Source organism: Marinobacter sp. (genome assembly GCF_048269445.1).
Lineage (GTDB): Bacteria > Pseudomonadota > Gammaproteobacteria > Pseudomonadales > Oleiphilaceae > Marinobacter.
Genome location: NZ_JBLXIQ010000007.1, coordinates 1 through 19151, shown reverse-complemented (window position 1 = coordinate 19151; position 19151 = coordinate 1). Strand labels below are relative to the sequence as shown.

The following is a 19151-nucleotide window of genomic DNA, read 5'->3' as shown; positions in this document are numbered from 1 at the left end:
ACTCAGCAATACCACGGATAACCACAAGTTACGGGTTCTGCGAAGGGGCAGGGTGCCGGTGGTTTCTGATATCATTGCCGCCCTGATCAATAACCTTGGGCCTGCTTACAATGCACAAAAGCGCACTTCCACAGGAAGGGACAGAGACATTTCAGGATCAGATCCGGATTGTTCTGGTAGAGACCTCCCATTCGGGCAACATTGGTGCTGTCGCCCGGGCCATGAAGAATATGGGGCTGAGTAATCTCTGGTTAGTTAATCCATGCACTTTTCCGGATGAGACCTCCTATGCCCGTGCAGCGGGCGCATCGGATGTTCTGGACAGTGCGCAGGTGGTTTCGTCGCTGGATGAGGCGTTGGCGGATTGTGTGCTGGTGATGGGTACAAGCGCCCGCGGAAGAAAGGTGCCCTGGCCGGTTTGTGCGCCGCCACAGGCCGCCGCAGCTGCAGCCGGGCATGCTCAAGACGGTCCGGTTGCCCTGGTGTTCGGCCGGGAGAACCATGGCTTGAGTAATGACGAGCTGCAGCGCTGCCATTACCACATCCACATACCCTCCAATCCAGATTACAGCTCACTGAACCTGGCAATGGCGGTGCAGGTTATGTGTTATGAATTGCGGATGTATTACCTGCGCAGCCTTGAAGGCGGGGCGGGCAGCCCATACCTTAAGTCGATGGCCCGGCCCGGGGACGAGGGTTGGGATGTGCCGCCGGCCAAGGTTGAGGATGTGGAAGGTTTCTTCGGGCACCTTGAGCAAATGCTGATTGATGTGGATTTTCATCGACTAGAGAACCCCAGGCAGTTGATGACACGCTTGCGACGACTGTTCCAGCGCGCCAAACTTGATCAGATGGAAATCAATATTCTCCGGGGCATTCTAACTGCCGTACAGAAGGCAGTGGGCGCCCGGGGCAACAGTAAAGCAACCGAGGCCGATAGTAAGGCGACGGGACAGGACAATGGCCATGTTTGAGCGTTTGCGGGAAGACATTAACAGCGTTTTTCATCGGGATCCTGCAGCCCGGAACACCTTTGAGGTGCTCACTAACTACCCCGGTTTGCATGCACTGCTTTTTCATCGCTTTTCGCATTGGCTCTGGAGCCTCGGGCTTAAGTGGTTGGCGCGCACCATTTCGACCATCGCTCGCTGGCTGACCGGGATTGAAATTCACCCCGGAGCGACCATCGGACGCCGCTTTTTCATCGATCACGGCATGGGGGTGGTCATTGGCGAAACCACTGTGATAGGCGATGACGTAACGCTTTACCAGGGCGTTACACTTGGAGGCACCAGCTGGAACAAGGGCAAGCGTCATCCCACCATTGGCAACAGTGTGGTGGTTGGCGCCGGCGCCAAAATCCTCGGTCCTTTCGAGGTGGGTGAGGGTGCCAAGATCGGCTCCAATTCGGTGGTTACCAAAGCGGTCCCTGCCGGGGCAACGGTTGTTGGTATACCCGGCCGCGTTATCGTTAAACGCCAACACGAGGACGATGTTCGTCGCAAGGAAATGGAAGAGCGCATGGGCTTTGATGCCTACGGGGTTACCGAAGAGATGCCGGATCCGGTCGCCCGGGCCATGCGATCGCTGCTTGACCACATGCACGCCGTGGATGACCGTATCGAGAATATGTGCAAGGCCATCCGAAAGGTGAACAGCGAATATCAGAACGGGGAGCTGCCACCACTGCATGACGAGGATTTTGACTGCGTGCGCGATGAAAGTGACACGCGGAGCTGAATACTTGACTGAATTAGTGGGTCAATTCATACTCGGCTCTGCATTTCGAGATTCACTCCCGTCACGGGGCTGACAACTATGAAGTTGACCACTAAAGGCCGCTATGCCGTTACGGCAATGCTTGATCTGGCTCTGCACGGAGACCAGGGGCCGGTGAGTCTTGCCGACATTTCGGCCCGTCAGGAAATCTCTTTGTCCTACCTGGAACAGCTTTTCTCCCGTCTCCGTCGCCAGAAACTGGTTACCAGCATCCGCGGTCCTGGTGGAGGCTATCGGCTCAGCCGCCCCGCTGCTGACGTCTATATCGCCGAAGTCGTAGATGCCGTCAGTGAATCACTGGATACCACGCGCTGCGGCAACAAGGGCGATTGCCAGAACGGTGAGAAATGCCTGACCCACCATCTCTGGTCTGATCTGAGTGATCAGATTCATCAGTTTCTAAGTGAGATCAGTCTCGGAGACCTGATGACTAAGCACGAAATCCGCCAGGTTGCGGACCGGCAGAACCGCCGTCAATCTGACAACGGCTCTGAAACAATCAATACCGAACGCCTGTCTGACCAGGCGCCGGCCTGATACCAACAAACTCCTGGAAACCATGAAAAAGCCCGTATATCTGGACTACGCGGCCACGACGCCCGTTGATCCTTCTGTCGCCGATGAAATGGTGAAGTACCTGACGCTGGATGGTGTGTTTGGCAATCCCGCTTCCCGTTCCCACGCCTTTGGCTGGCAGGCAGAAGCGGCAGTCGAGGCTTCGAGAAAACAGGTCGCCAGCCTGATTCATGCGGATCCCCGGGAAATCGTCTGGACCTCCGGTGCCACGGAATCGGATAACCTGGCGATCAAGGGAGCTGTGGCTGGCCGTCAGAATGTCCACATAGTGACGTCGAAAATCGAGCACAAGGCCGTTCTCGATACCTGCAAGTGGCTGGAGCAGCACGGCACTGAAGTCACCTGGCTGGACCCCGCGCCAGATGGCAGTATTGATAGTCAGCAGGTGGTAGATGCCCTCAGGGACAACACCGTGCTGGTTAGCCTGATGCTGGTGAATAACGAACTTGGAACCATCACGGACATCGCGACCATTGGCTCCGAGTTGCGGAAGCGGGGTGTAATGTTTCATGTCGATGCAGCCCAGGCGGCTGGCAAAATAGCCGTCAATGTTACGTCGATGCCGGTGGATCTATTGGCACTTTCCGGGCACAAGGTATACGGGCCCAAGGGCGTGGGTGCACTTTATGTCAGGCGCTCTCCGGATGTTCGCATCGAAGCCCAGATTCATGGTGGCGGCCATGAGCGGGGGATGCGCTCCGGGACTCTGCCCACTCATCAGATTGTCGGAATGGGAAAGGCATTCGCGATTGCCCTGTCGGGGCTTGAGAGTGAAGTGCGAAAGCTGGAAGCGCTGCGTGAATCCTTCCTGGGCGGTCTGAAGCTTTTACCAGGTGTGAGTTTGAATGGAAGCGAGTCCCGGCGTGTACCCGGCATTGTGAACCTTTCTTTCGAAGGTGTTGAGGCGGAGTCGCTGATGCTGGGGTTGCGGGATCTGGCGGTGTCTTCCGGATCGGCCTGTGCTTCGGCCACCATAGAACCTTCCTATGTACTCCGGGGCATTGGATTGAGTGATGAGCAGGCCCATCGTGCACTGCGTTTTTCCATTGGCCGATTTACAACGGAAGAGGAAGTCGCCTTTGCCAGTTCGCAAATTGTTGATGTTGTTAGCCGCCTCCGTGCAGTGCGGTAGGAAGTTTGCCCCGGACTGCGTATAATCGCAGGCCAGATTTTTAACCATAAACGAACTGGAGAAAGACCATGGCAACTGAGCGCACGCTCTCTATTATCAAGCCCGACGCGGTAGCGAAAAATGTGATCGGCGAAATCTACAGCCGCTTTGAGAAGGCTGGCCTGCAGATTGTGGCTGCCAAAATGATGCACCTGACCCAGGAGCAGGCGGAAGGTTTCTACGCCGAGCACAAAGAGCGTCCTTTCTTCAACGATCTGGTTGCTTTCATGACCTCTGGTCCAGTTGTTGTTCAAGCTCTTGAAGGCGAAGGCGCCATCCTGAAGAACCGTGATCTGATGGGTGCGACTAACCCGAAGGAAGCCGAAGCTGGCACCATCCGTGCTGATTTTGCATCGTCCATCGATGCCAATGCCGTTCACGGCTCTGATTCCGCGGCTTCCGCCGAGCGCGAAATCGCTTATTTCTTTAATGACAACGAAATCTGCCCGCGGGGCTGATGCGTTGATCGGGGGCGACTATTCGGTCGCCTCCGAATTGGTTATCTGATCGAGGTTATGAAATGACAGCGGCCGCTGAAAAAACCAATCTTCTGGGTATGCCGAAAGCAAAACTTGAAGCTTTCTTTGAATCCCTGGGGGAAAAGCGTTTTCGTGCCACTCAGGTTTTGCAGTGGATTCATCAGCGTGGCGCTGATGACTTCGATCAAATGACCAATATGAGCAAGGCGTTACGGGAAAAGCTGAAAGACGTGTCAGAAATCCGTGGCCCTGAAGTGGTTTACGATGAGACATCCAAAGACGGCACCCGTAAGTGGGTGATGCGCATGGATAATGGCAACAATGTCGAGACCGTTCTGATCCCCGATGGCGAGCGGGGCACGCTTTGCGTTTCGTCCCAGATCGGTTGCAGTCTGGATTGTACGTTCTGCTCCACGGGCAAGCGAGGCTTTAACCGTAACCTCACGGCGGCCGAAGTTATCGGTCAGGTGTGGGTGGCCCGGAAAGCCTTCATGCCGTTCGAGCCCGGACCGGACCGGCCCATTACCAATGTTGTGATGATGGGCATGGGCGAGCCCCTGCTTAACTTCGACAACGTGGTTGATGCGATGAACCTGATGATGGAGGATCTGGCCTATGGGATCTCCAAACGCCGGGTAACCCTCAGTACCTCAGGCGTTGTTCCCGCGATCGATCGCCTGGCGGAAGTTACCGATGTTTCACTGGCCATTTCGTTGCATGCCCCGAATGATGAGCTGCGTAACAAACTGGTTCCATTAAATAAAAAGTACCCGATCGCAGAATTGCTCGCTGCCACCAAGAGGTACTTTGCCCGGCTGCCAGAGAAGCGTAAAGCGACTATTGAATACACTGTGATTGAAGGGATGAATGATCAGCCGGAACATGCTCGGGAGCTTGCCGAGCTTTTGCGGGATCTGCCATGCAAGATCAATCTGATTCCATTCAACCCCTTTCCGGAAAGCGATTTCCGCCGCCCGAGTATGAACGCAACTCGCCGGTTCCAGACTGTTCTTAATGAGGCGGGTTACGTCGCAACAATCAGAACCACTCGTGGTGACGACATTGATGCCGCATGTGGGCAGCTTGTGGGAAAAGTCGAAGACAGAACACGCCGGAGCCAGCGGTACATTCAGGTTCAGCAGGTTAATCCCTGAGCCCGGAACCTAAAATAGCCCGATCGAGGAAGGGGAGACTGTGACAGATAAATCAGCAAACCGACGTTTTTCACTGTTGGCCATTATGCTGTGCACCCTGCTTGTCACAGGCTGTGTCACTACCACAGACAGTCGGTTTTCCCGGGAAGCAGACCGCCAGGAAGCCATTGACAATTATGTGAAGCTTTCCACCGCCTACATTGGACAAGGCAATCTTGAGCGTGCTCGCCATCACCTCGACCGGGCCCTCAAGCTTGACGCGGACGACCCGGCCGCAAGGGCCGCTATGGGATTGATTTACAACGCTGAGGGTGAGCCCGAGCTGGCAGAACGAAATTTCAAAAAGTCCATCTCCGAGGATCCGGGGTACACTCGCGCACGGGTCTATTATGGTGCTTTTCTTTTTGGTCATGGTCGCATGGACGACGCCAGGGATCAGTTTCTTGCAGCTTCAAGGGATACCGGGTATGAGGATCGAGGCTCGGTGTTTTTTAACCTGGGCATGACCCAGGAGAGGCTTGGTAAACTGGAACCGGCGTCTACTTCTTACCGGCGAGCGGTAGAGCTGATGAGAGGCGATGCGCGTCCTCTGTTGGCGCTCGCGCGGGTGTCGGTCGAGTTGGGCAACTATGAGAACGCCGCCGGATATTACTCGCGGCTGACATCCATGATGCAGCGGAACCCACGCCTCACCCATTCAGCAGAGAGTCTGTTCACCGGTATCCGCATTGCCCATTATTTCAATAACGGTGACCAGGAAGGGAGTCTGGCGCTTCAGCTCAGAAATAATTTTCCGGAGTCGGTGGAATACCAACAATATAAGGTGCTGATTTCTAATGGCAACTGATGAAAATTCAAAGCCAGCGATGACAGAGCCCGTTGGCCAGCAGCTTCAAAAGGCGCGAGAAGCGTCTGGCTTGAATGTCAGCGATGTGGCCGGGGCGCAGCATCTTCGACCGTCGGTGATTCAGGCTATCGAGTCCGGCGATTACAGTCAGATTGACAGTGAACTCTTTCTGAAAGGTTATGTCAGGGCTTACGCAAAACAGGTAGGGTTGGACGCCGACGCGGTGATTGCGGGTCTTGACCAGGAACTGGAGCCGATCCGTCAGCAACGGGAGCAGGAGCATGAGGCCAACCCGCTGGTTGATATTGAACGTCGCAGGCGGCGGAAGCGGCAGCTGGCCAAGACACTGTTCTTCCTGGTGATTCTTGGTATTGCCGGTTATCTGACGCTGGCCTTCCTGATGCCGGAACCGGAAACGGGCGGGGAACAGCCAGAGGCAATCTCAGCACCTGAAGCCCTCGAGGGCCAGAGTGAAAATGCAGAAGCGCCGGTGCCGGAGGAATCAACTGATGCTAATCTGGAGGTTTCGGTTAGGGATCAGGAGGATAATCTGGCAGGTCCCTATTCCGAAGAAGGTATTGCCTCAGAGCAGCCGGGCTCTGTTGCGGAACCCGATGAGCGGGATAGCGAGAATCTGACTGCTGGGGAAACTTCGCCGGAGGCTCTGATGGAACAGGTTCCGACGGTGGTGCAGACTCCGGATCCGGTTCTGGAAAACCGCTCCGGACTGGCGGAGGTCACTGATGTTGCCCGGCTGCAGATCAGTTTCATCGATGATTGCTGGGTTCAGGTGAGTGATGCGACCGGGAATCGGCTGGTGAATTCCCTTCAGCGGAACGGAGACAAAATTGACGTGTCCGGCCAGGCACCGCTGAAGGTTGTCATTGGTGCCGTTGACGCCGTTGAATCCATCCGTTTCCAGGGCGAACCGCTCGATCTCGATGGCTACCGGGTCGTCAACAACCGGTCAGAGTTTTCCCTGACAATCTGAATTTCGATCACATTTTCCATATCGGTCAGTAAGACATGAAACAGGATTCCCCGATTATCAGACGCAAATCCCGCCAGATCATGGTGGGCAACGTTCCTGTAGGTGGCGATGCGCCGATCGCGGTGCAGAGTATGACCAACACCAACACCTGTGACGTTGACGCTACGGTAGGCCAGATCCGGGCGTTGCAGGAGGCAGGTGCAGACATCGTAAGGGTCTCAGTGCCGTCCATGGACGCAGCTGAGGCGTTCGGCAAGATTCGTGAGCAGGTGTCGCTACCACTGGTGGCCGATATCCACTTCGATTACAAGATCGCGTTGCGGGTTGCGGAGCTTGGTGTGGATTGCCTACGCATCAACCCGGGCAATATCGGCCGCGATGATCGTGTAAGTGCGGTTATCAGCGCGGCGAGGGACGGAAATATTCCAATCCGTATCGGTGTGAACGCCGGTTCCCTTGAGAAATCCCTTCAGCGCAAATACGGAGAGCCGACGCCGGATGCCCTGGTGGAGTCCGCCATGCGCCACATTGATATTCTGGATCGTCATGACTTCCAGGATTACAAAGTTAGCCTGAAAGCGTCGGAAGTGTTTATGACGGTGGCGGCTTACAGGAAGATTGCGTCGCAGATTGAGCAGCCGCTTCACCTTGGCATCACCGAGGCCGGCGGTTTCCGTTCAGGAACGGTAAAGTCCTCCATCGGCCTGGGAATGCTGCTGATGGATGGGATTGGCGACACTATCCGCGTGTCACTGGCGGCGGACCCGGTTCAGGAAATCAAGGTTGGTTTCGATATTCTCAAGAGCCTCCGTCTGCGGAGCCGGGGCATCAACTTTATTGCCTGCCCCAGCTGTTCCCGCCAGAACTTTGATGTCATCCAGACCATGAACGATCTGGAGGCGCGGCTTGAGGATGTAAACACCTCACTGGATGTGGCCATTATCGGTTGTATTGTTAACGGTCCCGGAGAAGCCAAGGTTGCAGATATCGGCCTGACTGGCGGAAGCCCGAAAAACCTGTTTTACATGGCGGGCAAACCTAACCAGAAACTGGAGAATGCCACACTGACTGACGATCTGGAGCGCCTGATTCGTGAAGAGGTGGCGCGTCGCAAGGAGCTGGAAGAGTCGATCATTGTCCGTTCCGACCATTGATCCAATTCCGTTTTCAGGCATAAACATCCAGACACAGTTAAGGGTTTAAATTGGCTAAGATTCAGGCAATTCGCGGGATGAACGATATCCTGCCGGAGCAGACGCCCATATGGCAGTTTGTGGAATCCACGGTACGCAGAGTACTGGCCCAGTACGGCTATCAGGAAATTCGCATGCCTATCGTTGAGCAGACAGACCTGTTCAAACGATCCATCGGTGAAGTGACAGACATTGTCGAAAAGGAAATGTATACCTTCGAGGACCGCAATGGAGACAGCCTTACCCTGCGCCCCGAAGGCACAGCCGGCTGTGTGCGGGCGGCGGAAGAGCACGGTCTGCTGTTTAACCAGACCCGGCGGCTCTGGTACACCGGCCCGATGTTCCGGCACGAACGCCCACAGAAGGGCCGGTACCGCCAGTTTCACCAGATTGGCGTGGAATGCTTTGGCATGAGCGGTCCGGATATCGATGCCGAGTTGCTGATTCTGACGGCCAGGCTCTGGAGAGAACTGGGTCTTACCGAGCACACGCGCCTGGAGATCAATTCCATAGGCACTTCCGAATCCCGCAGGGTCTATCGTTCGGCACTGGTCGACTACCTTGGCCAGTTCAAGGCGGAGCTGGATGCGGATAGCCAGCGGCGGCTGGGAACCAATCCATTGCGTATTCTCGACAGCAAAGATCCGTCAACCCGCAAGATCCTTGAGGGAGCACCAGGCCTGGACGATTTCCTGGACGACGAATCCAGGGATCATTTTGAGCACCTGAAAGCGTTACTGGATGCAGCGGGTGTTCGCTATTCCGTAAACCCGGCGCTGGTTCGTGGCCTCGATTACTACGGCAAGACGGTTTTTGAATGGATTACCGACAGCCTTGGCGCCCAGGGCACCGTGTGTGCCGGGGGCCGGTATGATGGTCTGGTTGAGCAGCTCGGTGGAAAGCCAACCGTTGCGGTTGGCTTTGCAATGGGTCTTGAGCGTCTTATTCTCCTCCTTGAAACTCTGGATCTGGTTCCCGGTTACGTTAACAGCGACGCCGATGTCTACGTTACGGCAATGGGTGACGGGGCGCTGGCGCCGGCACTGGTGCTCGCTGAAAAGCTGCGAGCGGCCTTGCCAGATAAAGTGATTGTCTCCCATTGCGGTGGCGGCAGCTTCAAGAGCCAGATGAAAAAAGCCGATCGCAGTGGTGCGAAGTACACGGTGATTCTCGGGGAGAACGAGATTGCCAACGGTACTGTGGGGCTGAAGCCCATGCGGGCCGATGAACCCCAGATCGAGATTTCCCAGGGCGAACTTGCCTCCGCACTGGCGAAGGCCCTGGCCAACTGAATCTAATCAAATTTCACAATATAAAAGCAAAAATACGACTACAGGAGTCCCCATGGCTGAGTTGCGTACCGAAGAAGAACAGATCCAGGCGATCAAGGACTGGTGGAAGAGAAATGGCAGCTCCCTGCTTATCGGTATTGCCGCCGCCCTGGCCATCGTATTTGGCTGGCAGGCCTGGCAAAACCACCAGGCGCAGCAGCGGACTGAAGCGGCCAACCAGTTTGCCAACCTCCTCAATGCCTTCAGCAACCAGGCCGATGAAACCAGAGGTGAAACTGTTGCCTTTGTGGCCAAAACACTGCGCGAAGACCACACGGATAGCGCCTATGCGGTATATGGCAATCTGATTCTTGCTCGTCAGCAACTGATGGATGAAGCCGATGCCGAGGCGGCCATTGATTCTCTCAAATGGGCACTGGAAAAGACCGGTGAAAACAGGGCCCTGGCGCTGGTTGTCCGTAATCGTCTTGCCCGGGCGCAGTTTTCTGCCGGCCAGTATAACGAAGCAATCTCAACAATTGATGCGGCGGGCAGTGCCGATGCTTTCGACGCCATTTATTCCGAACTTCGTGGTGATATTCTTTTGGCCCAAGGCAACCGCGAGGGGGCCCGGGAGGCCTACCTTGCTGCCCGTGAGCAGAGCCAGCAGGGAAGAAACGGTGTATTGGAACTGAAACTGGCCGACCTTGGTGTCGGGGAGGACGCCTGATGCCGGGCTTCCGCAACAGCTTGCTGAACCGCGGATTGCTCATTGGGCTTATGATCTTTGGCGGGCTGTCCGGCTGCAGTACCACCGACACCTTTGAGCAGCCCCTTCCGGTGCCAGACATCGAGGCGACCGCCGAGTTTGAAAGGGTTTGGAGCATGTCGGTCGGCGATGGGCATGATGGCGATTTCCTTTACCTTGCGCCCCTGAACGCGGGTGACCGTATTTTTGCCGCCTCGGCCGACGGCGAGTTGTATGCCGTTGACCCGGAATCCGGCAAGGTGATCTGGGAAAGCGAGCTGGATGATCGAGTTTTCTCCGGCCTCGGCGGTGACGGTGAACAGATCTACCTCACCACTCAGAATGCCGAACTGGTCGCGCTTTCCCGGGAAGATGGCTCTGAAATCTGGCGGCAGTCACTGCCGACGGAGGTGCTCTCTGCACCCCAGTCAAATGGTTCACTTGTGGTTGCCCAGACCATTGATGGCAAGGTGCTTAGTTTCAGTGCCGCGGATGGCGAAAAGCGCTGGCAGTATGATGGCTCGGTTCCTGTGCTTTCGATCAGGGCAGCTGCGGCACCCCTGGTGGGTGGTGACGTGGTTATCGCTTCGTTTGCCAATGGCAAATTGATTGCACTGGCTGCGGACTCCGGTCAGCCCCTGTGGCAATATGAGCTTGGCCAGCCGGAAGGGCGTACCGAGCTTGAGCGGCTGGTAGATGTCGCGGGCCAGCCACTGGTGATCGAAACAGCTGTGTTGGCGGTAGGTTACCAAGGCAAGCTGGCGCTGGTTGATATCCCCACGGGGCAGGAGATCTGGAGCCGGGAAGCGTCGAGCCTCCACTCGCCCATGATCGGCGGGGGTGACATATACCTTGCATCCGCAAATGGGGAAGTGGTTGCCCTTCGTGGCTCTGACCGCAAGGAGCTGTGGACGCAGGATCGTCTCGCGTGGCGCCAACTGACTCAGCCAATGGTCTACGAAGACTACCTGGTGGTCGGCGACTATGAAGGTTATCTGCACGCCCTCGATCGTGAGGATGGCAGACTGGTCGGTCAGCTTGAGTTTGATGATGAGGGTATCCGCGTACCGGCCCAGCGGCTAGCCAATGGTAACCTGCTGGTTTTTGGCAACAGCGGAAAGATGGCCATATTCCAGGTTCAGCCGCAGGATTAATCACCTATTATGACCCCAGTAATTGCCCTTGTCGGACGTCCCAACGTTGGCAAATCGACCTTGTTCAACCAAATGACCCGCTCCAGGGATGCCCTGGTGGCGGACTTTCCAGGCCTAACCCGCGATCGCAAATACGGTGAGGGCAGCTACGACGGGCAGCGCTTCATCGTTATTGATACCGGCGGACTAACTGGTGACGAGCAGGGTCTTGATCTCGAGATGGCTCGGCAGTCCATGCAGGCCGTGGAAGAAGCCGATATTGTCCTGTTTCTGGTCGATGGCCGTGCGGGGCTTACGGCAGGTGATGAATTAATTGCTGATCAAATGCGCCGTTCCGGTAAACGGGCCCACCTGGTCGTAAACAAGACCGATGGCCAGGATCCGGACATTGCGGCCGCTGATTTTTACAGCCTGGGCTTCGAATCCACTTTCCTGATTGCCGCATCCCACAACCGGGGTATCCGGTCAATGCTGGAGATTCTGTTGCCGTCCGAAGAGGACAGGGAAGAAGAGGACCGGGCTGATCGTTATCCTGGCATTCGTATCGGTGTGGTAGGGCGTCCGAACGTGGGCAAGTCAACCCTGGTGAACCGTATGCTTGGCGAGGACCGGGTGGTTGTTTTCGACATGCCGGGCACGACCCGGGACAGTGTGTACGTCCCCTATGAACGCCAGGGCAAACAGTACACACTGATCGACACCGCCGGTGTTCGCCGACGCAAGAACGTCAGCGAAGTGGTCGAGAAATTCTCCATTATCAAAACGCTGCAGGCCATTGATGATGCCCACGTGGTGATTTTGGTGATTGATGCCCGGCAGGGACTGGTGGATCAGGATCTTCACCTGATCGGCTTTGTACTTGACGCCGGCCGCTCATTGGTCATCGCAGTGAACAAATGGGACGGTATGGACCCGGAAGACCGGGCCAAGGTGAAGGAGCAGGTTAAGCGTCGCCTCGATTTTCTCGATTACGCTGACAAGCACTATATCTCCGCACTACACGGGTCCGGCGTTGGCGTTATGTACGAATCGGTCGAAGCCTGCTACGACTCGGCCATGGCCAAGTGGCCGACCAATCGCCTGACCGCCATACTGCAGGATGCCATTGCCCAGCATCAGCCGCCGATGGTTCAGGGGCGGCGAATCAAACTCCGGTACGCTCACCAGGGGGGCTCAAATCCGCCGGTCATCGTTGTTCATGGGAATCAGGTGGACGCGCTGCCAGGCTCTTACAAGCGCTATCTCGAAAACACCTTCCGAAAAGTGCTGAAGGTCACCGGCTCGCCCATACGGTTTGAGTTCCGGGCCGGGGAAAACCCCTTTGCCAGCAAGGTTGATCGGCTGACGCCGCGCCAGAAGGTCAAAAAGGATAATGACCAAAAGCAGGGTCCCAGCCCCAAGAAAAAGCGCCAGAAGAGTCTCAAGCGCTGATTCCGGGATGGAGCCTCAGCTTCCGTTCAGCCCGGAGTTTTCAACCTGTTTTGCCTGCACCGCAGTCAGCGCGATGGTAAAGACAATGTCTTCGACCAGTGCGCCTCTGGAGAGATCGTTGACCGGTTTCCGAAGGCCCTGCAGCATCGGGCCAATACTGACGACATTTGCGCTGCGCTGAACCGCTTTATAGGTGGTGTTCCCGGTGTTCAGATCCGGGAAAACAAACACCGTGGCCTTGCCCGCCACTTTGCTGTCAGGGGCCTTGCTCCTGGCTACACTCTCTATCGCGGCGGCGTCGTACTGCAAGGGCCCGTCGATCAGAAGATCCGGTCTGCGCTCGCGGGCAATCCGGGTGGCCTCTCTTACCTTGTCGACATCCTGACCGCTTCCTGATTCGCCGGTACTGTAGCTGATCATGGCGACCACAGGCTCGATGCCGAAGGCTTCGGCCGATTCGGCGCTCTGAATGGCAATATCTGCCAGCTCCTCGGCATTTGGGTCCGGGTTGATGGCACAGTCTCCATACACCACTACCTGTTGGGGAAGCAACATGAAGAACACCGATGACACGACTTTCGCGTGGTCGTGAGTCTTGATCAGCTGCAGTGCGGGACGAACGGTGTTGGCGGTGGTGTGAATGGCGCCGGAAACCAGACCGTCAGCCTCGTCCAGAGCCACCATCATGGTGCCAAGGACAACGTTGTCTTCGAGCATTGCTTCGGCCATATCCGGAGTCAGTCCCTTGTGTTTTCGCAGCTCTACCATTGGCCCTACGTAGCGCTGTCGCACTTCTGACGGATCGATAATCTCGATATCCTCCGGCAGCTCCAGGCCCTGGGAGTCGGCAACCCGACGGATTTCCGATGCCTTCCCGATCAGGGCGCAGCGAGCCAGTTTCCGGCGGTGGCAGACAATGGCCGCTTGAACGGTCCGCGGCTCGCTACCTTCCGGCAGGACAATTCGCTTGTTGGCCGCACGGGCACGCTCTGAAAGCTGATAGCGAAAAGCCGGAGGCGAAAGCCGGCGCTGGCGTTGGACCTTGAGGTGCTGCTGCAGCCAGTCGGTGTCTATGCGGGTGGCGACCGCTTCCATGGCCTTTTCGATGCGGTCCGGATCATCAATGGGAATGGCCGATGACAGGTTTGCCAGCATGTGGGCTGACTCATAGGTATTGGCATCGGACCCGAGAACCGGCAAGCCAGTATCGAGGGCCCGGTGGCACAGATCAATCACCCGTTGGTCTGGCATGAGACCCCCAGTGAGCAGCAAGCCCGCAAGTGGCACCCCGTTGAGTGCAGCGACGGCCGTTGTTACAACAATGTCTTCGCGATCGCCGGGCGTCACCATCAGGGTGCCCGGTCTGAGTGTTTCGGTCATGTTCCGGATGCTTCGTGCGCACACTGAGACCTTCTGAACCCGCCGGGTGTGCATCTGGCCTTCGTTCAACACCGGCAGCCCTAGTTCCCGGACAATGTCGGAGACCCTCGGCGCAAGAAGTCCCGGCTGCCAGGGTATCTCGGCAATCAGGCGGAACCTGCCTTCACTGAACACCTTGCACTGGTTTCGATAATCGAGGGTAGCCTTAGTGGGGTGAGTGTTATTGGGGCGGGGTTCGAGCCCCGACTGCTCCGGTTCGCCAACCTTGTTAAGGATGACGCCGATTACATCAGGATCGCTCGGGTTGGCAAACAGGCGCGAGGAAAAATCCAGCTCCTCATCCATTTGCCGGGCATCGAGGGTTTTGGGTGTGCTGACCAGGATCACATCAGAGCCAAGGTTGCGGGCAACTTCTACATTCAGCCGTGCGATATAGGCTTCGCTCCGGTCGGGTACCAGTCCTTCGATGATGATGACGTCGACGTCACGGGAGACTTTCTGGTATTCGCCCACCACTCTTTCGAGCAGGAAGTCCGATTTGCCCCGGTTGAGCAGTTGCTGGGCTTCCTTTAAGGGAATCGGATCCGGTGGATTCAGGTGGCTGCTGGCCCGGACAAAGGCCACTGACGAATCCTGGCCGTCGTTATGCATGGATTCTGCACGATGGACGGATTGGCAGAAGGGTTTATAGAAGCCGACGCTGACGCCAACCCGTTCAAGGGCACGCAACAGCCCGAGGCAAACGGAGGTCAGGCCGGAGTCCAGGGATGTGGGTGCAATAAAGAGACTCTTTGCCATTATCGTGTTCCTGGTAATATGTCGTGGTCAGGCCGGATCTGCTGTGCTGGCAAGCCTTGAGGCCTCCCGCGCAATAACCAGCTCCTCGTTGGTGGGAATTACCATTACCGGGAACCGGGATCCGGAACTGTCAATCCGGCCGTCACTGATTTCACCATGGTGCTTGTTAAGATCCTCGCTGAGTTCAAAACCCATTAGGCGTAAATGGCTAATGGTTTCCTGCCGTACCCGAGCACTGTTCTCACCGATGCCCCCGGTGAAAACCAGGGCATCCAGATGCCTGAGCGACGCCATCATGGCGCCAATATATCTGGCCAGGCGGAAGCAGAAAACATCAATCGCCGTTTGAGAGGGTTCATGGCCGTGGTCGGCGAGCTGGCACAACGAGCGCATGTCATTAGTCTGACCGGACAGGCCGAGCAAACCACTTTCCTGGTTAAGAACCCGATGAACCTCGTCGGCAGCAACGCCCTTGCTACGCAGAAAATCAAAAAGGCCCGGGTCCACGTCGCCACTCCGGGTGCCCATGACAAGACCTTCAAGGGGAGTCAGGCCCATGCTGGTATCCACGCTGAGGCCATCCCGGATGGCGGCAATGCTGCAACCATTGCCCAGATGTGCAGAAATGACAGACGTGGTTGCCGGGGTCTTGCCCAGCAAGCGGGCTGCTTCAACGGCCATAAAGGCGTGGCTGGTGCCATGAAACCCGTAGCGGCGCACCCCCCAATTCCGGTACCAGGCTTCCGGAAGGGCATACAGGAACGCCCGTTTTGGCAGAGTCTGGTGAAATGCCGTATCGAATACCGCCGCCTGGGGAATACCAGGAAACAGAGCGAGGGTAGCCCTGATGCCTGAAAGGTTGACCGGGTTGTGGAGGGGGGCAAGTCCGGCACAGTCTTCAATGGCGCTGACTACGCCTTCGTCGATAAGGGCCGCTTCGCGAAAGGTTTCTCCGCCATGCACCACCCGGTGGCCTATGGCTACCGGCAGGGATGTCATCACTTTGCGTTCCCGGAATGCCCCGATCAGCGCTTCGAGAGCCTCATCATGGGGTGCGCCCGGCTTCAGAGGAATGTTCTGCTCATCGCTGTCAATGCGGGCAAACGCATCTGTCTGGTTGAGGCGTTCGGCGATGGCTGATGCCAGTTTCCGGTGTTTGCCGTCAAACAGTGCAAGTTTGAGTGAGGAGCTGCCACAGTTAACGACAAGTACGGTATCTTCCATGGAAATGAGGTTCCGGCGGTTTTGAATCTAAACTCGATGGTTGTTGGCGAGCCAGGCGTCAACCTCCGGGGCCGGCAGGGGGCGGCTGTAGAAATACCCCTGGGAGAAGTCGCAGTTTTCCTTTTTCAGGAAATGGGTTTGTGCTTCCTCTTCCACGCCTTCCGCGATGACCCGCAGGCCCAAGCTATGGGCCATGTTGATGATCGCCCGGACAAGAGAGGCATCTTCTGGCTCCTTCATGACATCCTGGATAAAGGATTTGTCAATTTTCAGGGTATCAAACGGATAGCTCTTCAGATAGCTGAGGGCCGAGTAACCGGTTCCAAAATCGTCGACCGACAAGCGAATGCCGGCTTTGTCGAGCTGGCGTAGGATTTCCGCTGTCTCGATGGAGTTGTCCAGGATAAGCCGTTCGGTGATTTCCAGCTCCAGCTGTTCCGGCGCCAGGCCACTAGCCGAGAGCGCATGCATCACGGTCTCGGTAAATCCGGGATCCCGGAACTGGCGGGGGGAGACATTGACGGAGATGCCGATGTCTTTACCCGTAGCCTGCTTCCAACCCATTGCCGCCCGGCAAGCCTCCTCGAGAACCCATTCGCCGATGGGTGTGATCAGGCCAGTTTCCTCCGCTAAAGGAATGAAACGATCCGGCATCACCATGCCCATGGCGGGATTATTCCAGCGCAGCAGTGCTTCGACCGCACAGAGTTTGCCCGAATCCGTATTCACGATGGGCTGGAAGTAGAGCTCAAATTCCTTTAGCTCCAGGGCCCGCCGCATACTGGACTCCATCTTAAGGCGCTCGTGAGATACCTCGGTCATTTCGGGTGCAAAATGGGCGTAGGAGCTTTTGCCCTTATGTTTGGCCTGGTACATGGCTGCGTCGGCGTGCTGCAGCAGCGTGCCGCTGTTGTCGGAGTCCGTTGGGAAGATTGCAATTCCGATACTGGTGGTGACGAATACTTCCTGGCCATTCAGTATGTAGGGCGGTGCGAATGTCTTGAGAATGCGTTCGGCAACCTGAGACGAGGCTTCCGGGCCGGTCAGGCCAGGCAGTATGACAAGGAACTCATCGCCCCCAAGGCGAGCAACCGTACTGGTGCCCCGTAGGCAACTGGAGATCCGGCGTGCCGCTTCAATCAGCAGATTGTCTCCGGCGTCGTGACCAAGGGTGTCATTGATGTGCTTGAAGTTGTCCAGATCCAGAAACATCACACCCACCAGGCTACTCTCGCGTCGCGCTTGGGCTAATGCAAGCTTCAGGCGATCGAGGGCTAGCATCCGGTTGGGCAGACCGGTCAGGATGTCGTAGTTGGCCTGGCGCAGCAGTTGCTGCTCATAGCGCTTTCTGATACTGATGTCCTCACCGAGGATCAGGTATCCGGTTGTGCCGCCGGCCTCATCCTTGATAGGAGTGACAATCAGCTGCTCCCAGAACCTCTCTCCGTTGCGGCGAACGCTGTTCACTTCCCCTTGCCACACCCCGACGCGTTGCACCTGAAGACGAATCGATTGCCACAGGTGCAGGCCTTCCCGATTTTCGATATCGCTTTTTGCAAGCGCGCCAGGATGTTTGCCCAGAATTGATTTTGCCTCATAACCTGTCAGTTGGGTGAACTTCTGATTCGCGAATTCAATACGCCACTGTCGGTCGCAGATCAGAACGGAAGAGGGGCTTTGTTCTATGGCCTTGGAGAATTTTCGGATTTCTGCGGCATCTTTCTGCTGTCGCTCCATATCAGCATTCAGTCGTTCGCGCAGCTGATTGATGGCATCGGTGACCCTGCCCAACTCGTCAGTGCGGTTTAAGGGGGTGTTTGGGCGGTCGAGGGTGAGAGGCTCGGAAGTTGTCTTCAAAGAAAAATCGCGGGCATAGTTCGCCATGGTGGTCAGATGCCGTGTCACGAAATGCTGGAAGATCCAGATTATCAGTATCGAAACAAAGAAGGTCTTCAGGAACTGGGTGAGCAGGATGACCCCGACTTTACGCTGCAGTTCATCGTATACCCGTTCAAGATCCGCAGTGACTGTAAGCTCGCCCAGTTTGAACATTTCATCTCCTTGGTGAACCAGGCTGAAACTATGGGACGTGGTTTTTGCTCCTCGAGGAATATCGCCCATGACCAGCTCCGAATCCGGTTCAATCCTGAGCCGAAGGTGGACAACATCGGGCAGACTGAGAATACCCTCCATCTGGGTCTGCAGCAGCTTTTGGTCCAGAGCCCACAGACTCCGCGCCAAGCTGGAGGCATAACCGGATTCGATGACCTGCATGCGGTTGTCAATCTGGGAGAGGTCCTTGCGGTAGTCTGAATAGATCTGCAGGGCCGAGGCGACCAGGGTGAACGCAGAGCTGAACACAATAATCCAGGCCAGCAGCCTGAAGGACAGGGGGGAGCCTTTGCGAAAACGTTGAAGACGTGTCGACAGTTTTGGCATGTCGTAAACTTCAGCCACCCAAACCGGTTAGGAGATCGGAGAATTTCTCTTCGCCTTCGACTATAGCAGCAGTTTCTTTAAGGTGTCTTGCAAATGCAGGAAAAATCGAGAGAAATGTGTTGTGGTTCAGTATTTATGCGTACGCGACCCATAACTGCTCTGTTGACCTGGATCAATAACTTGCTGGCATGCCGGGCGTAATCTGAATCCAGTCAAGTTTACTATGGGAAGGAGAGTAGATATGTATATGGACGCCGTTGTTATCGCAGGCATTTTAACTGTATTGCTGGTGGTTGGGTTTTTCGTTGGCGTAGGCATCTTCGTAATGAGGGATCAGAAGGCCCACGGACATCAGAGCAGAAAAGAAGGAAAACACGGACAGAAGCCGGTGTGACGCTGCCAGGCAATTATTAGAGCTGCCGGAGTATCGAGGAAAAAAATTGGCGTCCCCTAGGGGGTTCGAACCCCTGTTGCCGCCGTGAAAGGGCGGAGTCCTAGGCCACTAGACGAAGGGGA

General features: G+C 56.3%; 17 protein-coding genes. 14 read left to right on the top strand and 3 right to left on the bottom strand.

From position 1 onward, the window contains the following. Nucleotides 1–110 precede the first annotated feature (110 nt). The 13 genes from trmJ to der all read left to right on the top strand — a co-directional run bounded on the left by trmJ (nt 111) and on the right by der (nt 12794). On the top strand, nt 111–974 hold the full coding sequence (gene trmJ, locus ACN0XM_RS14965) for a tRNA (cytosine(32)/uridine(32)-2'-O)-methyltransferase TrmJ (RefSeq protein WP_417567747.1): 864 nt from the start codon (nt 111–113) through the stop codon (nt 972–974). Next, complete coding sequence (gene cysE / locus ACN0XM_RS14960) at nt 967–1740, top strand: serine O-acetyltransferase (protein WP_417567746.1); 774 nt, start codon at nt 967–969, stop codon at nt 1738–1740. Before trmJ ends, cysE begins: the two co-directional genes overlap by 8 nt. 78 nt (nt 1741–1818) lie before the next feature. Beyond that, a complete protein-coding gene (gene iscR / locus ACN0XM_RS14955) occupies nt 1819–2316 on the top strand; it encodes a Fe-S cluster assembly transcriptional regulator IscR (protein WP_417567745.1) in 498 nt (165 codons plus the stop codon). Nucleotides 2317–2338: 22 nt separating this feature from the next. Beyond that, entirely contained in the window at nt 2339–3487 is a 1149-nt protein-coding gene (locus ACN0XM_RS14950; protein ID WP_417567744.1) for an IscS subfamily cysteine desulfurase, read from the top strand. 68 nt (nt 3488–3555) lie between these two features. Next, a complete protein-coding gene (gene ndk, locus ACN0XM_RS14945; RefSeq protein WP_417567743.1) occupies nt 3556–3984 on the top strand; it encodes a nucleoside-diphosphate kinase in 429 nt (142 codons plus the stop codon). A gap of 62 nt (nt 3985–4046) precedes the next feature. Next, nucleotides 4047–5159, top strand: coding sequence for a 23S rRNA (adenine(2503)-C(2))-methyltransferase RlmN (gene rlmN / locus ACN0XM_RS14940; RefSeq protein ID WP_417567742.1), 1113 nt, complete (start codon nt 4047–4049; stop codon nt 5157–5159). A gap of 40 nt (nt 5160–5199) precedes the next feature. Beyond that, entirely contained in the window at nt 5200–6006 is an 807-nt protein-coding gene (gene pilW, locus ACN0XM_RS14935) for a type IV pilus biogenesis/stability protein PilW (RefSeq protein WP_417567741.1), read from the top strand. After that, nucleotides 5996–6997 (top strand): RodZ domain-containing protein, encoded by a 1002-nt coding sequence (locus ACN0XM_RS14930; protein WP_417567740.1) that lies wholly within the window; start codon nt 5996–5998, stop codon nt 6995–6997. The genes pilW and ACN0XM_RS14930 overlap by 11 nt, the downstream gene beginning before the upstream one ends. A gap of 35 nt (nt 6998–7032) precedes the next feature. Continuing rightward, nucleotides 7033–8151 carry a flavodoxin-dependent (E)-4-hydroxy-3-methylbut-2-enyl-diphosphate synthase gene (gene ispG, locus ACN0XM_RS14925; RefSeq protein WP_417567739.1) on the top strand — a complete coding sequence of 373 codons (1119 nt, stop codon included), beginning with the start codon at nt 7033–7035 and terminating at the stop codon, nt 8149–8151. 50 nt (nt 8152–8201) lie between these two features. After that, nucleotides 8202–9482 (top strand): histidine--tRNA ligase, encoded by a 1281-nt coding sequence (gene hisS / locus ACN0XM_RS14920; RefSeq protein ID WP_417567738.1) that lies wholly within the window; start codon nt 8202–8204, stop codon nt 9480–9482. Between the two features lie 52 nt (nt 9483–9534). Next, nucleotides 9535–10191, top strand: a complete 657-nt coding sequence (locus ACN0XM_RS14915; RefSeq protein WP_417567737.1) for a YfgM family protein — start codon at nt 9535–9537, stop codon at nt 10189–10191. A gap of 50 nt (nt 10192–10241) precedes the next feature. Beyond that, on the top strand, nt 10242–11363 hold the full coding sequence (gene bamB / locus ACN0XM_RS14910) for an outer membrane protein assembly factor BamB (protein WP_417567958.1): 1122 nt from the start codon (nt 10242–10244) through the stop codon (nt 11361–11363). A gap of 9 nt (nt 11364–11372) precedes the next feature. Then, nucleotides 11373–12794, top strand: coding sequence for a ribosome biogenesis GTPase Der (der, locus tag ACN0XM_RS14905; protein WP_417567736.1), 1422 nt, complete (start codon nt 11373–11375; stop codon nt 12792–12794). 15 nt (nt 12795–12809) lie between these two features. On the opposite strand, the gene pta is transcribed toward der, so the two are convergent. Genes pta through ACN0XM_RS14890 form a run of 3 tightly spaced genes read right to left on the bottom strand, consistent with a single transcriptional unit; the run spans nt 12810 to nt 18635 of the window. Then, nucleotides 12810–14972, bottom strand: coding sequence for a phosphate acetyltransferase (gene pta / locus ACN0XM_RS14900; RefSeq protein WP_417567735.1), 2163 nt, complete (start codon nt 14970–14972; stop codon nt 12810–12812). Nucleotides 14973–14999: 27 nt separating this feature from the next. Beyond that, nucleotides 15000–16196, bottom strand: coding sequence for an acetate/propionate family kinase (locus ACN0XM_RS14895; RefSeq protein WP_417567734.1), 1197 nt, complete (start codon nt 16194–16196; stop codon nt 15000–15002). A gap of 27 nt (nt 16197–16223) precedes the next feature. Then, complete coding sequence (locus tag ACN0XM_RS14890; RefSeq protein WP_417567733.1) at nt 16224–18635, bottom strand: EAL domain-containing protein; 2412 nt, start codon at nt 18633–18635, stop codon at nt 16224–16226. Nucleotides 18636–18876: 241 nt separating this feature from the next. Between ACN0XM_RS14890 and ccoM the strand changes: the two genes are divergently transcribed. Next, complete coding sequence (gene ccoM, locus ACN0XM_RS14885) at nt 18877–19029, top strand: cytochrome c oxidase subunit CcoM (protein ID WP_417567732.1); 153 nt, start codon at nt 18877–18879, stop codon at nt 19027–19029. Nucleotides 19030–19151: the final 122 nt, after the last annotated feature.